This window comes from Isoptericola sp. NPDC057391, from assembly GCF_042668085.1.
In the GTDB taxonomy this organism is placed as follows: domain Bacteria; phylum Actinomycetota; class Actinomycetes; order Actinomycetales; family Cellulomonadaceae; genus Isoptericola.
In genome coordinates this window covers 1-17,583 of sequence record NZ_JBHVBO010000080.1, presented here as the reverse complement: position 1 = coordinate 17,583, position 17,583 = coordinate 1, and the positions used below count along the sequence as shown (strand labels likewise).

14 protein-coding genes and 1 pseudogene are annotated in these 17,583 nt (G+C 74.6%); 10 read left to right on the top strand and 5 right to left on the bottom strand.

Annotated features, from left to right (window positions below; all coding sequences use genetic code 11):
* Both ACFUVW_RS11775 and glf read left to right on the top strand, forming a co-directional pair.
* A partial coding sequence (locus ACFUVW_RS11775; RefSeq protein WP_430571511.1) for a glycosyltransferase occupies positions 1 to 1,399 on the top strand: 1,399 nt, incomplete at its 5' end.
* A 24-nt stretch (positions 1,400 to 1,423) separates the two neighbouring features.
* Entirely contained in the window at positions 1,424 to 2,560 is a 1,137-nt protein-coding gene (gene glf / locus ACFUVW_RS11770; protein ID WP_430571510.1) for a UDP-galactopyranose mutase, read from the top strand.
* Between the two features lie 32 nt (positions 2,561 to 2,592).
* Here the strand turns inward: glf and manA are convergent, their stop codons facing one another.
* Positions 2,593 to 3,879, bottom strand: a complete 1,287-nt coding sequence (gene manA / locus ACFUVW_RS11765) for a mannose-6-phosphate isomerase, class I (RefSeq protein WP_430571509.1) — start codon at positions 3,877 to 3,879, stop codon at positions 2,593 to 2,595.
* Positions 3,880 to 4,070: 191 nt separating this feature from the next.
* Here manA and ACFUVW_RS11760 point away from each other — a divergent pair.
* The 3 genes and pseudogenes from ACFUVW_RS11760 to ACFUVW_RS11750 all read left to right on the top strand — a co-directional run.
* Positions 4,071 to 5,198: pseudogene (locus ACFUVW_RS11760) on the top strand (cytidylyltransferase domain-containing protein); the annotation flags it as partial.
* 168 nt (positions 5,199 to 5,366) lie between these two features.
* A complete protein-coding gene (locus ACFUVW_RS11755; RefSeq protein ID WP_430571512.1) occupies positions 5,367 to 6,224 on the top strand; it encodes an N-acetylneuraminate synthase family protein in 858 nt (285 codons plus the stop codon).
* 11 nt (positions 6,225 to 6,235) lie between these two features.
* Entirely contained in the window at positions 6,236 to 7,372 is a 1,137-nt protein-coding gene (locus tag ACFUVW_RS11750; protein ID WP_430571508.1) for a glycosyltransferase family 2 protein, read from the top strand.
* A 114-nt stretch (positions 7,373 to 7,486) separates the two neighbouring features.
* Here the strand turns inward: ACFUVW_RS11750 and ACFUVW_RS11745 are convergent, their stop codons facing one another.
* Together ACFUVW_RS11745 and ACFUVW_RS11740 are read right to left on the bottom strand one after the other, a co-directional pair.
* The gene (locus ACFUVW_RS11745; protein ID WP_430571507.1) at positions 7,487 to 8,791 is read right to left on the bottom strand and encodes a DUF6716 putative glycosyltransferase; all 1,305 of its coding nucleotides are present in this window, start codon (positions 8,789 to 8,791) and stop codon (positions 7,487 to 7,489) included.
* Entirely contained in the window at positions 8,788 to 9,837 is a 1,050-nt protein-coding gene (locus tag ACFUVW_RS11740) for a hypothetical protein (protein WP_430571506.1), read from the bottom strand. Before ACFUVW_RS11740 ends, ACFUVW_RS11745 begins: the two co-directional genes overlap by 4 nt.
* 212 nt (positions 9,838 to 10,049) lie before the next feature.
* Here ACFUVW_RS11740 and ACFUVW_RS11735 point away from each other — a divergent pair, with 212 nt between their 5' ends.
* Positions 10,050 to 11,051 (top strand): ABC transporter permease, encoded by a 1,002-nt coding sequence (locus ACFUVW_RS11735; RefSeq protein ID WP_430571505.1) that lies wholly within the window; start codon positions 10,050 to 10,052, stop codon positions 11,049 to 11,051.
* The gene (locus tag ACFUVW_RS11730; RefSeq protein WP_430571504.1) at positions 11,044 to 12,006 is read left to right on the top strand and encodes an ABC transporter ATP-binding protein; all 963 of its coding nucleotides are present in this window, start codon (positions 11,044 to 11,046) and stop codon (positions 12,004 to 12,006) included. Before ACFUVW_RS11735 ends, ACFUVW_RS11730 begins: the two co-directional genes overlap by 8 nt.
* Positions 12,007 to 12,019: 13 nt before the next feature.
* Here ACFUVW_RS11730 and cysC read toward each other — a convergent pair whose 3' ends face one another.
* The gene (gene cysC, locus ACFUVW_RS11725) at positions 12,020 to 13,294 is read right to left on the bottom strand and encodes an adenylyl-sulfate kinase (protein WP_430571503.1); all 1,275 of its coding nucleotides are present in this window, start codon (positions 13,292 to 13,294) and stop codon (positions 12,020 to 12,022) included.
* Positions 13,291 to 14,313, bottom strand: a complete 1,023-nt coding sequence (locus ACFUVW_RS11720) for a TSUP family transporter (RefSeq protein ID WP_430571502.1) — start codon at positions 14,311 to 14,313, stop codon at positions 13,291 to 13,293. The genes cysC and ACFUVW_RS11720 overlap by 4 nt, the downstream gene beginning before the upstream one ends.
* A 129-nt stretch (positions 14,314 to 14,442) precedes the next feature.
* Here ACFUVW_RS11720 and ACFUVW_RS11715 point away from each other — a divergent pair, with 129 nt between their 5' ends.
* The 3 genes from ACFUVW_RS11715 to cysN are packed head-to-tail and all read left to right on the top strand — an operon-like array spanning position 14,443 to position 17,546.
* Positions 14,443 to 15,324: a 3'(2'),5'-bisphosphate nucleotidase CysQ gene (locus ACFUVW_RS11715; RefSeq protein ID WP_430571501.1), complete on the top strand. Its 882-nt coding sequence runs from the start codon at positions 14,443 to 14,445 to the stop codon at positions 15,322 to 15,324.
* Positions 15,321 to 16,223: a sulfate adenylyltransferase subunit CysD gene (gene cysD, locus ACFUVW_RS11710; RefSeq protein ID WP_430571500.1), complete on the top strand. Its 903-nt coding sequence runs from the start codon at positions 15,321 to 15,323 to the stop codon at positions 16,221 to 16,223. Before ACFUVW_RS11715 ends, cysD begins: the two co-directional genes overlap by 4 nt.
* A gap of 3 nt (positions 16,224 to 16,226) precedes the next feature.
* On the top strand, positions 16,227 to 17,546 hold the full coding sequence (gene cysN, locus ACFUVW_RS11705) for a sulfate adenylyltransferase subunit CysN (protein ID WP_430571499.1): 1,320 nt from the start codon (positions 16,227 to 16,229) through the stop codon (positions 17,544 to 17,546).
* Positions 17,547 to 17,583: the final 37 nt, after the last annotated feature.

Sequence of the window (17,583 nt, the reverse complement as noted above, 5' to 3'; positions counted from 1 at the left end):
CGCGACGCCCGTGCGGTCGATGTCGTTCGTCTCGATGCTGGTGGACGCGCGTGCGGTGCGGGAGCACGGCCTGCCCGTCAGCGACTTCTTCATCTGGAACGACGACTTCGAGTACTCCACGCGGCTGCTGCGCCGCGGCACGGGGCTGTACGTGCCCGGCAGCGTCGTCGAGCACCGCACGGCACGCCTGGTCGGCACCGACCACGACCCGGGCCCGCGCTTCTACTACGAGGTCCGCAACAAGATCTGGACGTTCACGCGCTCCGCGGCGCTCGCGCCCTCGGAGCGGCTGCTCTACGGCGGCTCCACGCTGCGGCGCTGGGCCCGGACCGTGGCGCGCTCGTCCGACCGCGGCACCCTGCTCAAGGCCGGCGGCCGGGGGCTGTGGCACGGCGTCGTGCGCCGGCCGCGCGCCGACACCGAGGTGCTCGCCGGCGTCGGACCCGCGGCCCTCAGCGTGGCGCGGGTCGAGCTGGGGCACGACGACGCCGCCGAGCGTGCGGGAGGCCGGACCCCCGCCCCGTCGTCCGCCGCGGCGCCGGTCGTCGCGGGCGGCGCCCTCGACGACCACCGGTTCTCGGTGCTGCTGCCCGTGTACGCGGGCGACGACGCCGCGCACCTGGAGCGCGGCTTCCTCTCGGTCACGCGCGACCAGACGCTGCGGCCCGACGAGGTCGTCGTCGTGCGCGACGGGCCCGTGGGCGAGGACGTCGCCGCCGTGCTCGGCCGCCTGCACGAGCTCACCGACGTCCCCGTCACGCTGGTGCCGCTCGAGCGGAACGTGGGCCTCGCCCGCGCGCTGGAGGCGGGGCTCGAGGCGTGCAAGCACGAGATCGTGGCGCGCGCCGACGCGGACGACATCTCCCGGCCCGAGCGGTTCGTCGTGCAGGTCCCGCTCGTGGCCGCCGGGCGCGACATCGTCGGGTCCGCGATCCAGGAGTTCGACGACGACGAGCAGGCGCCCGGCATGGTGCGGGTGCCGCCGACGGGCGACGACATCGCGACCACGGCGCGGTTCCGCGACCCGTTCAACCACCCGTCGGTCGTGTACCGGCGCTCCGCCGTCGCCGCCGCGGGCGGGTACGAGCACCTGGACCTCATGGAGGACTACCTGCTCTTCGCCCGCATGATCGCGGCCGGCGCGGACGCGGAGAACGTCGTCGACCCGCTCGTGCTGTACCGCGTCGGCGCCGGGGCCTACGCGCGGCGCGGCGGCCGCCGGCTGCTCGCGTCCGAGCTCGCCCTGCAGCGCACGCTGCACTCCGAGGGCTTCCTCACCGGGCCGCAGATGGTGCGCAACGTCGTGGTGCGCGCCGGCTACCGCGTGGTGCCGGAGTCGGTGCGCAAGGCCGGGTACCGCGCGTACACCCGGCTGCGCGGCGGCTACGAGCCCGACTGACCGACCCTTGACCAGGAGGAACGCATGACAGACCTCGTCGTCGTCGGTACCGGGCTGTTCGGCCTGACCGTCGCGGAGCGGATGGCCGAGCAGGGGCGCAAGGTGCTCATGATCGACCGTCGTGACCACCTCGGCGGCAACGCGTACAGCGAGACGGACCCGGACACCGGCATCGAGGTGCACCGGTACGGGGCGCACCTGTTCCACACGTCGAACGAGCGGGTGTGGGAGTACGTCAACCGGTTCACGTCGTTCACGTCGTACGTGCACCGGGTGTACACGACGCACCGGGGCGAGGTGTTCCCGATGCCGATCAACCTGGGCACGATCAACCAGTTCTTCCGGTCGGCGCACGGGCCGGACGCGGCGCGGGCGCTGGTGCGCGAGCAGGCCGCGGAGCTGGGGGGCAAGCGGCCCGGGAACCTCGACGAGCAGGGCGTGTCGCTGATCGGGCGGCCGCTGTACGAGGCGTTCATCCAGGGGTACACGGCCAAGCAGTGGCAGACGGACCCGCGAGAGCTGCCGGCGTCGATCATCTCGCGCCTGCCGGTGCGGTACACGTACGACAACCGGTACTTCAACGACACGCACGAGGGCCTGCCGACGGGCGGGTACACGGCGTGGCTGGAGCGGATGGCGGATCACCCGAACATCGAGGTGCGGCTGTCGACCGACTTCTTCGACGACGCGCAGCCGGTGAGCAAGAAGGCCGTGGTGGGGCAGGTGCCGGTGGTGTACACCGGGCCGGTGGACCGGTACTTCGACGACGCCGAGGGCTCCCTGTCGTGGCGCACACTGGACTTCGAGCGCGAGGTGCTGCCGGTGGGCGACTTCCAGGGCACGCCGGTGATGAACTACGCGGACACCGAGGTGCCGTACACGCGCATCCTGGAGTTCCGCCACTTCCACCCGGAGCGCGAGTACGCGAGCGACAAGACCGTCATCGTGCGCGAGTACTCGCGGTTCGCCGAGCGCGGCGACGAGCCGTACTACCCGGTGAACACGCCGTCGGACCGTGACCGCCTCAAGCGCTACCGCGAGCTCATGGCCGACGAGCGCGACGTGCACTTCGGCGGCCGTCTGGGCACCTACCAGTACCTCGACATGCACATGGCCATCGGCTCGGCCCTCTCGATGGTGGACAACAAGCTCACCCCCTGACGCCGGCTGTCCGGCACCGCGGCGGCGACGGGTCAGGGGACCCAGGCGCAGACGACGTGGGCGGCGCCGTCGACGGTGAGCGGCCCGGACGAGTCGGGCACGAAGCAGGACTCGCCGCGGCGCAGCACGAGCTCGCCGGAGCCGGTGAGCAGCCGGGCCTCGCCGTCGAGGGCGAGGACGACCCGCGGGCCGTCGACGGCGAGGGCGACGGGCTCGCCGGGCACGACGTCGGCGAAAGTCAGCGCGAACTCCTCGACGGGCGCGCGGTAGGTCACGACGACGCTCTCGCCGCCGGAGACCAGGGTGGCGGGCCGCGCGGGCGGGCGCGGGGCGAACGACGCGCACTCGAGCAGCGCGGGCGCGTCGACGTGCTTGGTGGTCAGCCCGGCGCGCAGCACGTTGTCCGAGGCCGCCATCACCTCGACGCCGAAGCCGCTGAGGTAGGCGTGCACCTCGCCCGCGGGCACGTACATCGCCTCACCGGGCTCGAGCGTCACGCGGTTGAGCAGCAGGGACACGAGCGCGCCCGGGTCGCCGGGGTGCTGCGCCGCGAGCGCCAGCACGGTGGCGTCGGCCCGGGCGGTCTCGGCGTTCCCGGCGTGCTGGCGGCGCGCGACGGCGTCGACGGCGGCGGCCACGTCCGCGGCGCACGACGCGCTGGACCGGGCGGCGACGAGGGCCTCGGTGGCGGCGCGCAGGCCCGCGGTGGAGGGTCGGTCGGCCAGCGCGGCGCGCACGGCGTCGACGAGGACCCCGTCGAGCCCGTCGAGCAGCCCGAGCACCGAGCGCGGGCTGCGGAACCCGGCGAGCGCCTCGAACGGGCTGAGGGCCACGATCATCTCGGGCTTGTGCTGGTCGTCGTGGAACGACCGTCGTGGGTGCCCGGCGGGCAGCCCTGCGCGGGTCTCCCGGTGGTAGCCGGCCCGCGCGAGGTGCGGGCGCGGGTGCACCTGGAGCGAGAGCGCGCGCTCCGCGGCGAGCACCTTGAACAGGAACGGCAGGCGAGGGCCGAACCGGTCCGCGACGCGGCGGCCGAGCGCGTCGTGCGGGGCGGCGCCCACGAGGTCGCCGAGGCTGCGGCCGGCGTGCCCCCCCGCGCTCCCTGCCCGCGACGGCGCGCCCGGGTGCGCGCCGAGCCACAGCTCCGCGGCGGGCGCGCCGTCGGGCTCGACGCCGAGCAGGTCGGGGATCCGGGTGGGCGAGCCCCAATCGTACGCGCGGACCGGGTTGTCGAGCCGCAGCACGGGCAGGCCGGACGTCGCGGGGCCCCGGCGGGCGGGCGCCGTGCGCGGGGACGTGCGGGCGGTCAGGGCGTCCATCGGACCTCCTTGAACGGGCGAACTCTCGCGATGTCCTCGCGATGACTTCTCCCATGAAAGGGCACCAGGAATGCACGGCGAACCATTCTCGGGAGGCGTCGAGAAGTGTTCACCTGAAGGCATCCTGATGTTCGGCGACAGTTCCCCGGAAAGGGTCGGTCGCGCCTTGTCGCGCTCTTAGTGTCGGCGCCATGAACGACATCCACCCGGGTTTCTCCCCGGGCAGCGGTGCGCTCGTCGTGATCCCCGCCAGGGGCGGCTCGGCCGGCATCCCGCTGAAGAACCTGCAGCGCGTGGGCGGCACGACGCTCGTCGCCCGGGCGGTGCGCTCGGCGCTCGCGGCGCCGTCGGTGACGGCCGTCGTGGTCTCGACCGACCACGACGAGATCGCCCGCGAGGCGACGGCGCACGGGGCCCGCGTGGTCCGCCGGCCCGCCGACCTGGCCGGCGCGACCGCGAGCTCGGAGTCCGCCGTCCTGCACGTGCTCGACGCCCTGCGCGCGGCGGGGGAGCCCGCCGACCCGGCCGTCACCGTGCTGCTGCAGGCCACGTCGCCGTTCGTCGACCCGGCCGACCTGGACGCCGCGGTGCGGCAGGTCCGCTCGGGCGCGCACGACGTCGTCGTGGCCGTGGCGCCCACGCACGACTTCCAGTGGCGGCTCGACGGCGACGCGCCCAGCCCCGTGGGCCACGGCACCGACCACCGGCCGCGACGCCAGGACCGGGCGCCGCACTTCCGCGAGACCGGCGCGTTCTACGCCATGCGCACGGCCGGGCTGCGCGAGGCGCGCAGCCGCTTCTTCGGGTCGGTCGGGCTGCAGCCCGTGGCCGCCGAGTGGTCGCTGGAGGTCGACGAGCCGCGCGACCTGTGGCTGGCCCGCACCCTCCTCGGCCAGCCGGGCACCGCGCCGTCCGCCGAGCCCGTCGACGTCGACGCCCTGGTCACGGACTTCGACGGCGTGCACACCGACGACGCCGCGTACGTCTCCCAGGACGGCACGGAGAGCGTGCGCGTGCACCGGGGCGACGGCCTGGGGGTCGCGCGCCTCAAGCGTGCCGGTGTCCCGCTGCTCATCCTGTCCACCGAGACCAACCCGGTGGTGGCGGCCCGCGCCCGCAAGCTCGGCGTCGACGTGCTGCACGGCGTCGACGACAAGGCGGCCGCGCTGCGCGACTGGTGCGCCGTGAACCGCCTCGACCCGGGCCGGGTCGCGTACGTCGGCAACGACGTGAACGACCTGCCCGCCCTGCACCTCGTCGGCTGGCCCGTGGCCGTGGCCGACGCCCATCCCGAGGTCGCCGCCGCCGCGCGCGTCGTCCTCGCCCGTGCGGGCGGCCACGGCGCCGTCCGCGAGGTCTGCGAGCGGATCCTCGCAGCCCGACCGGACGCCGCCGTGCGTCCCGCCCCGCAGCACCACGACCGGAAGGACACCCCCGTGACCAGCACCACCAGCACCACCACGCCCTCGCCCGCGCCCGTCGTCCGCGTGGGCGACCACGAGGTCGGTGCCGGCCAGCCGGTGTACGTGATCGGCGAGATCGGCATCAACCACAACGGCGACGTCGAGATCGCCAAGCAGCTGATCGACGTGGCGGTGGCCGCAGGCTGCCAGGCCGTGAAGTTCCAGAAGCGCACGCCGGAGATCAGCACCCCGAAGGACCAGCGGGACAAGATCCGGCAGACGCCGTGGGGCGAGATGACCTATCTCGAGTACAAGTACCGCGTCGAGTTCGAGCACGACCAGTACACCGAGGTCGACCAGTACGCGAAGGCGAACGGCATCCAGTGGTTCGCGTCCCCGTGGGACGTGCCCTCGGTGGCGTTCCTCGAGGAGTTCGGCGTCCCGACGCACAAGATCGCGTCGGCCTCCGTCACCGACCACGACCTGCTGCGCGCGCTGGCCGACACCGGCAAGCCGCTGATCCTGTCGACGGGCATGTCGACGCTGGAGCAGATCGACGCCGCCGTGGAGATCCTCGGCACGGACGGCCTGGTCATGCTGCACGCCACGTCCACCTACCCGCTGCCCCCGGAGGAGGCGAACCTCCGCACCATCACGACGCTCCAGGAGCGCTACGGCGTCCCGGTCGGCTACTCGGGCCACGAGACGGGCCTGCAGATCTCGCTGGCCGCCGTCGCGCTCGGCGCCGTCGCCGTCGAGCGGCACATCACCCTGGACCGCGCGATGTGGGGCTCGGACCACGCGGCGTCGCTCGAGCCGAAGGGCCTGGCGAACCTCGTGCGCGACGTCCGCATCCTCGAGCAGGCGATGGGCGACGGCGTCAAGCGGGTCATGCCCGGCGAGCTGTCGCCGATGTCGCGCCTGCGCCGCGTCGACGCCTGACGGCGGGCGCGATGTCGGACGCGCCAGGGACGACGGTCGGCCGGGCCCGCCGGGAGCAGGTCCCGGCGGGCCCGGCCGGCGACGCGCCGCCCGGCGTCGCCGTCGTCGCCTGCGTGCGCGACGAGGAGGCGTACCTGGACGAGGCCGTCGCGTCGGTGCTGGCCCAGGACTACGCCGGGGCGCTGCGCCTGGTGCTCGCCGTCGGCCCGTCCCACGACGCGACGGCGGAGGTCGCCGCCCGGCTCGCCGCGGCCGACCCGAGGGTCGTGCTCGTGGACAACCCCACCGGGTCCCGCTCGATCGGGCTCAACCTCGCCATCGAGCACGCGACGGGCAGCGCCGGCAACGCCGGCAGCGCCGGCAACACCGACGGCGGCACGGACGCCGACCTCGTGCTGCTGCGGGTGGACGGCCACACCGTGCTCCCCGCGGACTACGTGACCCGGGCGGTCGCGACGCTGGAGCGCACCGGCGCCGTCGGCGTGGGCGGGCTCATGCACCCGGTGGGCACCAGCACCGTGCAGCGGGCGGTGGCGCGCGCGATGAGCCACCCGGCCGGCATCGGTGCGGCGTCGTTCCACGTGGGCGGCGACGCGGGCCCGTCCGAGACGGTGTACCTCGGGGCGTTCCGCCGGTCGGCGGTCGCGGCCGTCGGCGGGTATGACCCGTCGCTGGTGCGCGCCGAGGACTGGGAGCTGTGCCTGCGGCTGCGCCGCGCGGGCGGCCTGCTCTGGTTCGACCCCGCCCTGCAGGTGACGTACCGCCCGCGGCGCACGCTGCGGGCGGTGGCCAAGCAGTTCTGGCGCACGGGCATGTGGCGGCGGGAGGTGGTCCGCCGGGACCCGTCGACGGCGAGCCTGCGGTACCTGGCGCCGCCGGTGCTGGTGCTCGGGCTGCTGGCCTCCGTCGTCGTCGCCGGCGTCGGCCTGCTGACCGCACCGGGCGTTGTCGTCCTCGGCGCCGCGCTCCCCGCCGCCTACGCGGTGGGAGTGCTCGCGGCGAGCGCGCACGCCGCGGGCCGTCGTCCGCGGTTGGGGCTGCGCGAGGCCCTGGTGCTGCCCGCCGTCGTGGCGACCATGCACCTGGCGTGGGGCGCGGGCTTCGTCCGCGGCCTCACCGAGCGGGCGGTCGCCGACCACCGGGCCTAGCCGCCCCGGCTGCCGGACAGGCGGTCGACACCGTGCAGGGCCCGGGACGAGCCCTTCCGACGGCGTCGACCGCCTGTTCCTGCTCGGCCACCGGGCGGGTCGCGGCGGCGCGCGTCAGCGCGACAGCGTCAGGTGGCGGGCCACGGCCACCGGCAGCGCGGAGCGCGCCGCGGTGTAGAGGTGCCGCGGCCACGACCACGGCCGCACCCGCACGGTCGGCAGCTCGCCCGCACGGGACCGCCGCGCCAGGTCGAGCACCGCGGCGGGGAGGCCGGACGGCGCGGCGTGCAGGTAGTGCTCCTCGGTCCACGCGGGGTCGGGCGACGGGCCGCCGGCGCGGAGGGTCGCCGCGACGTCGTCCAGCCGGCGCAGGCAGCCCGAGGCGGCGAACGGCTCGTTGAGCTGGGCCGCCCCGACGCCGAAGTCGGCGAGGAACACCGTGGGCAGGCCGAGCGCGAGGGACTCCAGACCGGCCGTGGAGCTGACCGTCAGCAGCGCGGTGCCGGGCACGAGCTGCTCGGACATCGGCCCGGTCACGAAGCGCACGGCGTCCTCGGGGCGGCCCAGGCGGGCGTGCTCGGCGGCCCACAGCGCGTCGAGCGGGTGCGCCTCGTTGTGGGTCTGACGCTCGCCGGCCCGCGCCCGGAGCTTCACGACCACCTCGAACCCCTCGTCCGCGAGGCAGGCGAGCCCGTCCAGCAGCGCCGCCCGGTCCGCGCGGGCGGCCGGCACCTTCGCCTGGGCGGCCAGCACGACGCGGCGGACGGCGGGGCGCGCCGCGCCGGGCGTCTCGAGGAACGGCAGCCGGGTGAGCACGAGGTCCGGCCGGGCGCCCTGCCGGGCGAACGCCTCCACGTACGGCGCCGCCTCGACCCGTGCGTGCACGAGGAACGCGTCGCACCAGCGCCGCCAGCCCGCGCCCTGCGGGGTGGCCGGCAGCGCCATACCGGGCAGCCCGGCGAGCAGGGCGGGGCGCGGCCCCGGCCGCGTCGCGCGCACGACCTCGCGGGCCACCAGCTCGGCGACGGGCCCGGTGGCGGCGACCAGCACGACGTCGGGCCGCGACCGCCGCACCAGGCGGCGCAGCGCGCGCGGGGTCACCACGGCGGGCGGCGCGACGCCGGTCCCGCCGACGGCGGCGTCCGACTGGCCCGGCGTCGGGGCGATGGGAGAGCGCACGACCACGGCCGAGACCCGGGGCGCGCCCGCGTCGGCGGAGCCGGGGGGAGCACCGGTCGAGGCGTCGTCGCGCAGGCGGGCGAGGGTCCATGCCGCCCACTTGAGGTACGAGTCGGAGTCCGCGACCGCGAGCACGCGTGGGGCGTCGGGGCGGGGCCGGCGCGCGGTGCCGGCCGTGCTCGTGCGTGTGTCCGTGCGCGCCTCCGTGCGCGCGGCGGGGGCAGGGCGGGCGACCGTCATGCGCGCGACGCGACCGCGGGCGCCGGGGTGCCGGACGGCGGGTCGGTGCGGGCCGCGGCGGGGGCGGACGCCGCGCTCTCGGCGGCCGCACGCGTGGCCAGGGCGTGCGTGCGCCCGAGGTGCCGGCGCAGCTCGGGGGTGGCCCGGTCGGTCCACCAGGCGTCGGGAACGGCGTGCGGCGCGACGACGACGCCGCGCGGCGCGAGCAGCCGCGACAGGGTGACGGCGGACGTGGACGGCAGCATCACCGTCCGCTGCCCGGGCCGCAGCCCGCGCAGCCGGATCTCGACGGGCGCGCCGGGCTCGTCCACGACGACGCCGGGCAGCCGCTCGAGCAGGGCCGAGACCAGCGGGTCGTGACGGCGGTGGGGCACGTACCGGACGGGCCCGTCGCTCGCGATGCCGCGCACCCAGGCGGCGTAGCGGTCGGCCTGCACGAGGCCGTCGGCCACGAGCGCCGAGCCGACGACGACGGTCGCCTCGTCGGGGGCGTTGCGCTGCGGGCGCGCACGCAGCCACGCGAAGTCGTGCGGCCGCACGGTCACGCCGAGCCCGCGCAGCCCGGCGCGCGTGTCGTCGTCGAGCGGGATGGTGGTGCTCAGCGTGACGCGGCCCGCGGCCACGAGGCGGCGCAGCCGGCGCGCGGCGAGGGCGCCCAACCCGTAGCGCAGCGGGTCCGGCGGCGCGGTGAGCCGGACCAGCGGGGCGCCGGTGAGCAGCCGCCGCGCCAGGTCGAGGGTGGCGAGGCCGTCGTCGACGACCACGAGGCGCTCGGGCGGGCGCGGGGCGCGCAGCAGCGCGGCCTGGAACGCGCCGGAGAACGGGTCGCCCACCACGACGGTGCCGCCCGGGAGGCGGCGCGGCGCGGGTGCGGCCTCCACGTCCAGCCCGGGAGGCAGGCCGAGGGCGCGCACGGCGTCCACGCCGGCGGTGAGGGCGGGGACGTCGGCGCGCGCCAGGACCCGCGTGCTGGGGCCGGCGTGCCCGGCGGCGTGCGCCTCGACGGCGCACAGCAGCTGGAGCGGGGACTCGACGAACGCGGTCACGTCGTCGATGGTCACAGCCCGGGGAGTCCTCTCGGTGACCACCAGGCGTCGCGCAGCGGTCGGGCCGTCGACGGGCAGGTGACAGCTCCGTGAAGGCTCCGCGACGCACCGTGGAGGAAGCCGTCGACGGGCCCTGGAGGGCCTGGCGGTGAGGCCCGCTCTAGTAGGATTACGCGGTCGATCCATTCCTGAAGGACGGGTTTCCCCACACCGTGACCACCCAGACCAGCGAGGCGACACCCGGCTCGGGTGCCGGCGGCGACCGCTCCAAGCGCGTCGAGATGCCGAAGCCGCCCGCACCGATCGTCCCCGATCTCACCTCGGCGGAGCTGCGCGCCCTGGCCGAGCAGCACTCCCTGCGCCCGATGGGCGTGCGGCCCCCGTTGCTGGAGTACGTGAAGGACGTCCTGTCGCGGTGGGCGTTCATCCGCGTGCTCGGTACCTCCGCGGCCTACGCGAAGAACCAGAACAACTACCTCGGCCAGCTCTGGGCCATCCTGAACCCCGTCCTCAACGCGACCGTCTACGTGCTCGTGTTCGGGGTCCTGCTCAACGCGAGCCGTGGCGTGGACAACAGCATCGCGTTCATCGTCATCGGCGTGTTCCTGTTCCGCTTCATCGACCAGTCGGTGCACGGCGGGGCGCAGTCGATCGCCAAGAAGACGAGTCTCATCCGGTCGATGCACTTCCCACGGGCGGTGCTGCCGATCTCCCAGGTCGTCTCCCTGCTGACCACCCTGGTCCCGACGCTGGTCGTCATGTGCGCGATCGTGCTGCTCAGCGGGTTCGTGGGCAGCAACGAGCCCATCCCGATCACGTGGGAGTGGCTCCTGCTGCCGGCGATCGTGGCGCTGATGTGGCTGTTCAACACGGGCCTGGCGTTCGTCATGGCGCGGATCGTGGCGATCACCCCGGACCTCGACAACATCATCAACTTCGTGATGCGGTTCGCGATGTACGGCTCGGGCGTGATCTTCCCGGTGACCAAGTACGCGGAGAGCCTCCCCGACACGGCGCAGGCGATCGTCACCCCCATCCTCGAGTACCAGCCCATCGGCGTGTTCCTCTACGTGGCGCGCTCGATCCTCATGCAGGAGGAGGCCTTCCCGCCCAGCGGCGAGATGTGGCTGTGGGCCGCGGGATGGGCCGTGGTGACGCTGGTCGTGGGGTTCATCGTGTTCTGGCGGGGCGAGGAGAGGTACGGGCGTGACTGAGGCAGACCTGGATCTCGACGTCGACCTGGAGGGCGAGTTCGACCCCGAGGACCTCGAGGGGCCCAAGCCCGTCGCGACGCTGGGCGCCCCGGTGCTCGTCGTCGACGACCTGCACATCGTCTACCGCGTGTTCGGCGGGAAGGCCCGCGCGGCCGCCCGGTCGGGGGCCGCGAACGTGCGGGAGGCGGAGGTCGCCAAGCCGTCCCTCGTCAAGCGCCTGCTCACGGCGGGCTCGGGGCACGTCGGCGCCGTCAGCGAGGTGCACGCGGTGCGCGGCATCTCCTTCGTGGCCCGGCACGGCGAGGCCATCGGCATCGTGGGCGTCAACGGCTCGGGCAAGAGCACGCTGCTGCGCGCCGTCGCCGGCCTCATCCCGCCCGCGTCCGGCGCGGTGTACGTCGACGGGGAGCCCGCGCTCCTCGGCGTCAACGCTGCCCTGATGCCCCAGCTCACGGGCGAGCGCAACATCATGATCGGCGGCCTGGCGCTGGGGATGACCCCGCAGGAGGTCGACGAGCGGTTCGACGAGGTGGTCGAGTTCGCCGACATCGGCGACTTCGTCTACCTCCCGATGAAGACGTACTCGTCGGGCATGGCGGCACGGCTGCGGTTCGCGATCTCCTCCGCGGCGCGCCCCGACATCCTCATGATCGACGAGGCCCTCGCGACCGGCGACGCGGCGTTCAAGGCCCGCTCCAAGGCGCGGATCGACGAGGTGCGCAAGGGCGCCGGCACGGTCTTCCTCGTGAGCCACTCGATCGCGACCATCGAGGCCATGTGCACGCGCGTGCTGTGGGTCCACCAGGGCGAGCTCGTGATGGACGGCCCCACGGAGGAGGTCGCGGAGGCTTACAAGACCTTCGTGCGCGCGCACCGGAAGGCCAACGCGTCCGCCCGGGCGGGCGGCGTCGGGCCCCGCGCCCGGGGCAAGCGCGGCAAGCCCGCGGCGGGCTGACCTCCCGGCGGGCTCAGCCGCCGAGCCGGGCCGCCAGCGCCTCGCGGACGCGGGCGACGGCGCCGGCGACGTCGACCTGCGACGTGTCGACGACGACGTCGGCGTCGGTCGGGGCCTCGTAGGGGGAGGAGATCCCCGTGAACTCGGGGATCTCGCCGCGCCGGGCCTTGGCGTACAGGCCCTTGCGGTCGCGGGCCTCGCACACCTCCAGCGGGGTGCTGACGTGCACCAGCAGGAAGGTGCCCGCGGCCTCGGCGAGCGCGCGGACGCGGGCCCGGCCCGACGCGAACGGCGCGATCGGCGCGGCCACCGCGACGCCCCCGTGGGAGGACACGAGCGACGCCACGTACCCGATGCGCTCCACGTTCAGCTCGCGCGACTCCTTGTCGAAGCCGAGGCCCTTGGACAGGTGGTGGCGCACCTCGTCGCCGTCGAGCAGGGTGGTGTGCAGGCCCTCGTCGTCGAGCTCGGCCGCCAGCGCGCGGGCCACGGTCGACTTCCCCGAGCCGGACAGCCCCGTGAAGAAGACGACGGCGCCCTGCGGCCGGGCCGTCTCGGCGGCGCGCACGACCTCGGCGGCGGGCACGGCGGGGTAGAGGTCGGCGACCGCGCCCGACCACAGGGTGCCGAGCCCGGCGACGGCGCCGCGCGCCGCGGGGGAGCGGTGCTCGGCGAGCACCTCCGTGCGGGCGGCGCCGTAGCGCGCGCCGACGTCGGGCCAGCGCAGATCGTCGGGCGCGTCGGCGGGCCAGGGCACGACGACGACCGTCGCGCGGCGCGCGCCGTCGTCGAGCCGGCCCGCGAGGTCGCGGGCGACGCGGACGAGCCCCGGCGCACCCACGCGGCCCGCGGCGGGGGCACGGCGCGCGGCCGGCACGAGCAGCAGGACGGCGCCCGCATCGCCGACGAGCGCGGGCAGGGCGTCCACCTCGGAGCGGGTGGGCGGCTCGGTCACGACCACGGCGACGGGGGCGCGCCCGTCGGGCGCGTCGGCGCGCACCTCGGCGGCCGTGCGGCGCAGGGCGGGGTCCCAGTGCGGGCCGGCCGCCCGCGCGAACGGCCGCACGGCGCGCGGTCCGTCGGCGCCGGGGACGCCGGCGACCGCGAGCGGCGTGTTCTCGGCGTCCGTGAGCGTCACCGGGCCGGCGGGCAGCTCGGCGGGCGGGACCCACGGCCCGCCCGCGAGCGCGAGCTCGAGGAGGTCCAGCCCGTCGGGGGACAGGACGTGGGTCACGGGGGGCAGGTCCGAGGGCAGGTCGGAGGGCATGCTGGGCGTGGGCTCGGTCATGATCGCGTCGTCGTGTCCTTCGGGTCGGGACCGGGTTCGGGGGCGATGTCGGGCTCGGCGTCGGGCGTGGTGTCGGGCGCGGGGTCGCCGGCCGGTGCCGGCAGGGTGCCGAGCGGCATCGGCTTGGGCGGGAGCCGCTTGATGCGCTCCCGGACCACGACCCACAGCACGTTGCCGACGACGAGGGCGCCCACGGCGGCCGCGATGACGACGCCGAGCGAGGCCCCCAGCAGCTTGAGGCCCGAGGCCAGCAGCAGGATGGCGAGGGCCCGGCGGATGATGCCGCCCGGGGCGCGGCTCGAGACGTGGGCGCCGAACCACGCGCCGGGGATCGCCCCGACGAGGAGGGAGGTGGTCAGGCCGAGCTCGAAGTCGCCGTAGAGGATGTGCCCCAGCGAGGCGGCCGCCACCAGCGGGACCGCCTGGACGAGGTCGGTGCCCACCAGCTGCGACGCCTTGAGGGCCGGGTAGAGCAGGAGCAGCACCACGATGATGATCGAGCCGGCCCCCACGGACGTGAGGCCGACCATCAGCCCGGCGACGGCGCCGAGGATCAGCGTGGGCACCTTGCGGACGACGACGTCGGGGCTGCTGGGCACGGCGGGACCCTCGCCGAGGGCGGTGCGGCGCTGCAGCATGCCGAGCACCGCGCGCACGACGAGCCCCGCCGACGCGATGAGCAGGGCCACGCCGAGGATCTGCTTGAGCACCTCGTCGAACCCGTCGCCGAACGGCAGGTAGCGGATGAGCAGCGCGCCCGAGAACGCCGCCGGCACGGAGCCGATGCACAGCCAGAGCACGAGCTGCAGGTTCACGGTGCGGCGGCGCAGGTGCACGATCGCGCCCGCGGGCTTCATGAAGAGGCTGGCCACGACGTCGGAGGACACCGCGGTGAGCGGGTCGACGCGGAACACGAAGATGAGCATCGGCGTCATGAGGGCGCCGCCGCCCATCCCGGTCAGGCCCACGACGAAGCCCACGACGAGGCCGCCGAGGACCAGCGGAAGGTCGATGCTCAAAAGCGCACCATTCCTATCGGAGAAACAGAATTCAACAATGTGAACTCTCAGAGGATCGTCCAATGCGGAATGGTAGCGTCGGCCGCGGTCCGCCAGGGCCCCCGTCCAGAGCCGTAGCCGAGGAGTCGCATGCCCCGCCCCGCCCCTTCCTTCCCGGACCCGGGCCTGCCCGACGGCGACCTCGCCGTGGCGCTCGCTGAGGGCGCCGGCGAGGTGCTCCGCGGCCTGCGGGCCGAGGTCGACGCCGCCGGCGGGACGTTCGAGCCGCGCGAGCTCAAGGACGCGGGCGACGCGGCCAGCCAGTCGTGGCTCGCCGCCGCCCTCGCGCACGCCCGCCCGGGCGACGCCGTCCTCTCCGAGGAGGCCGCGGACTCCGCCGCCCGGCTGGAGGCGGACCGCGTCTGGATCGTCGACCCGCTCGACGGCACCCGCGAGTTCGCCGAGCGTGCCGCCGACGGCGCCGGCTGGCGCGACGACTTCGCCGTGCACGTCGCCCTGTGGGAGCGCGGCGTGCCCCGCTCCGACGGGCTCGCGGCCGGCGCGGTCGGGCTGCCCGCCCGGGGCGCCGTCCTCAGCACCGTCGCGCCCGACGGCGGGTCCACCGCGCGCCCGGCCGACGACGCCGCCGCGGTCCTCGCCGGGCGGCGGCCGCTGCGCCTCGCCGCGAGCCGTTCCCGGCCCCCGCAGTTCGTGCAGGACCTCGCCGCCCGCGACGACGTCGAGCTCGTGCCCATGGGCTCGGCCGGTGTGAAGGTGGTCTCCGTCGTGGACGGCACGGTCGACGCGTACGTGCACGCCGGCGGCCAGTACGAGTGGGACTCGGCCGCCCCCGTCGCGGTGGCCCTCGCGGCCGGCCTCGAGTGCACCCGCCTGGACGGCACGCCGCTCGAGTACAACCGCCAGGACCCCTGGCTCCCCGATCTCTTCGTCAGCCACCCGGCCGTGGCGGCGCACCTGCGTGCGGCGCTGACGGAGGTCGGGGTCGACATCAAGGAAGGTGCCCAGCCGTGACGTCCCACGTCCTGAGCCAGCTCCGCAGCCTCGAAGCGGAGAGCATCCACATTTTCCGCGAGGTGGTCGCGGAGATGCAGCGCCCCTGTCTGCTCTTCTCGGGCGGCAAGGACTCGATCGTCATGCTGCACCTGGCCGCCAAGGCGTTCGCGCCGGCGCGGATCCCGTTCCCGATCATGCACGTGGACACCGGGCTGAACTTCCCGTCGGTGCTGGCCACGCGCGACCGCTGGGTCGAGCGGCTCGGCATCCAGCTCGTCGTGGCCTCCGTGCCGGAGGCCATCGAGCGCGGGCTGGTGCAGGAGGAGCCCAACGGCTCGCGCAACCGCATCCAGACCCCGGTGCTGCTCGAGGCCGCCGAGAAGAACGGCTTCGACGCGCTCTTCGGCGGCGGGCGCCGCGACGAGGAGAAGGCGCGCGCCAAGGAGCGCGTGTTCTCCTTCCGCGACGACTTCGGCCAGTGGGACCCCAAGAACCAGCGCCCCGAGGTCTGGGACCTCTACAACGGGCGCGTCCACCAGGGCGAGTCGATCCGCGTGTTCCCGCTGTCCAACTGGACCGAGCTGGACATCTGGGCCTACATCGAGGCCGAGGACATCGACCTCCCGGACCTGTACTTCGCGGCCGAGCGCGAGGTGGTGGACCGGAACGGCATGCTGTTCGCCGTCAACGAGTTCACGCCGCTCAAGGACGGCGAGACCTCCGAGGTCCGGTCCGTCCGCTACCGCACGGTGGGGGACGCGAACCTCACCGCCGCCGTCGCGTCGACGGCGGCGACCCGAGCGGAGATCGTCGAGGAGGTCGCCGCCGTGCGCCTCACCGAGCGTGGCGCCACCCGTGGCGACGACAAGGTGAGCGAGGCCGCGATGGAGGACCGCAAGCGAGAGGGCTACTTCTAAGCCATGAGCACCGAGACCCAGCACGAGAACGTCGAGACGCCGCAGGCGATCGACACGTCGGCCGACCTGCTGCGCTTCGCGACCGCGGGCTCCGTGGACGACGGGAAGAGCACCCTGATCGGCCGGCTGCTGTTCGACTCCAAGACGATCTTCGAGGACCAGCTCGAGTCGGTGGAGCAGGTCAGCAAGGACCGCGGCAACGACTACACCGACCTGGCGCTGCTCACCGACGGCCTGCGCGCCGAGCGCGAGCAGGGCATCACGATCGACGTCGCGTACCGCTACTTCGCCACGCCGAAGCGCAAGTTCATCATCGCGGACACCCCCGGCCACATCCAGTACACGCGGAACATGGTCACCGGGGCGTCGACGGCCGACGTCGCGCTCATCCTCGTGGACGCGCGCAAGGGCGTCATCGAGCAGAGTCGCCGGCACACGTTCCTCGCCACCCTGCTGGGTGTGCCGCACATCGTGGTCTGCGTGAACAAGATGGACCTCGTCGACTACTCCGAGGAGGTCTTCGAGCAGATCCGCCGCGACTTCACCGACTTCGCCTCGCGGCTCCGCGTCCCCGACCTCACGTTCATCCCGATCTCGGCGCTCGTCGGCGACAACGTGGTGAACCGCAGCGAGAACATGCCCTGGTTCGACGGCCGCCCGCTGCTCAGCCACCTGGAGTCCCTGCACGTGGCCAGCGACCGCAACCTGCAGGACGTGCGGTTCCCGGTGCAGTACGTGATCCGCCCCCAGTCGCACGACGCGCGCGACTACCGCGGGTACGCGGGCACCGTGGCCGGCGGGGTGCTGAAGAAGGGCGACCGGGTCCGCGTGCTGCCGTCCGGTCTGGAGACCACGATCGAGGGGATCGACACGGCCGACGGCCCGGTGGACGAGGCCTTCCCGCCCATGTCCGTGACGGTGCGGCTCGCCGACGAGATCGACATCTCGCGCGGGGACATGATCTGTCGCCCGAACAACTCGCCGGCCTCGCTGCAGGACATCGACGCCCAGGTCTGCTGGATGGACGAGACCACGCCGCTGGTGCGCGGCAAGAAGTACGCGATCAAGCACACCACGCGGTGGGCGCGCGCCATGGTGAAGGACATCAACTACCGCGTCGACGTCAACACGCTGCACCGCGACGAGGACGCGACCGAGATCCGGCTCAACGAGATCGGCCGGATCCAGCTGCGCGTCACGCAGCCGCTGTTCGTGGACCCGTACCGCCAGAACCGCCGCACGGGCGCGTTCATCCTCGTGGACGAGGCGACGAACAAGACGGTGGCCGCCGGCATGGTCGGGGGCCTGCCGCACTCCGGCTGACCGGCCGTCGTCACGCCGGGGACCTAGACGAGGTCCC

Excerpts from the sequence above, each read along its gene's own strand:
- glf (WP_430571510.1), top strand. The coding sequence starts at position 1,424 with ATGACAGACCTCGTCGTCGTCGGTACCGGGCTGTTCGGCCTGACCGTC.
- manA (WP_430571509.1), bottom strand. The coding sequence starts at position 3,879 with ATGGACGCCCTGACCGCCCGCACGTCCCCGCGCACGGCGCCCGCCCGC.
- ACFUVW_RS11750 (WP_430571508.1), top strand. The coding sequence starts at position 6,236 with ATGTCGGACGCGCCAGGGACGACGGTCGGCCGGGCCCGCCGGGAGCAG.
- ACFUVW_RS11745 (WP_430571507.1), bottom strand. The coding sequence starts at position 8,791 with ATGACGGTCGCCCGCCCTGCCCCCGCCGCGCGCACGGAGGCGCGCACG.
- cysC (WP_430571503.1), bottom strand. The coding sequence starts at position 13,294 with ATGACCGAGCCCACGCCCAGCATGCCCTCCGACCTGCCCTCGGACCTG.
- ACFUVW_RS11715 (WP_430571501.1), top strand. The coding sequence starts at position 14,443 with ATGCCCCGCCCCGCCCCTTCCTTCCCGGACCCGGGCCTGCCCGACGGC.
- cysN (WP_430571499.1), top strand. The coding sequence starts at position 16,227 with ATGAGCACCGAGACCCAGCACGAGAACGTCGAGACGCCGCAGGCGATC.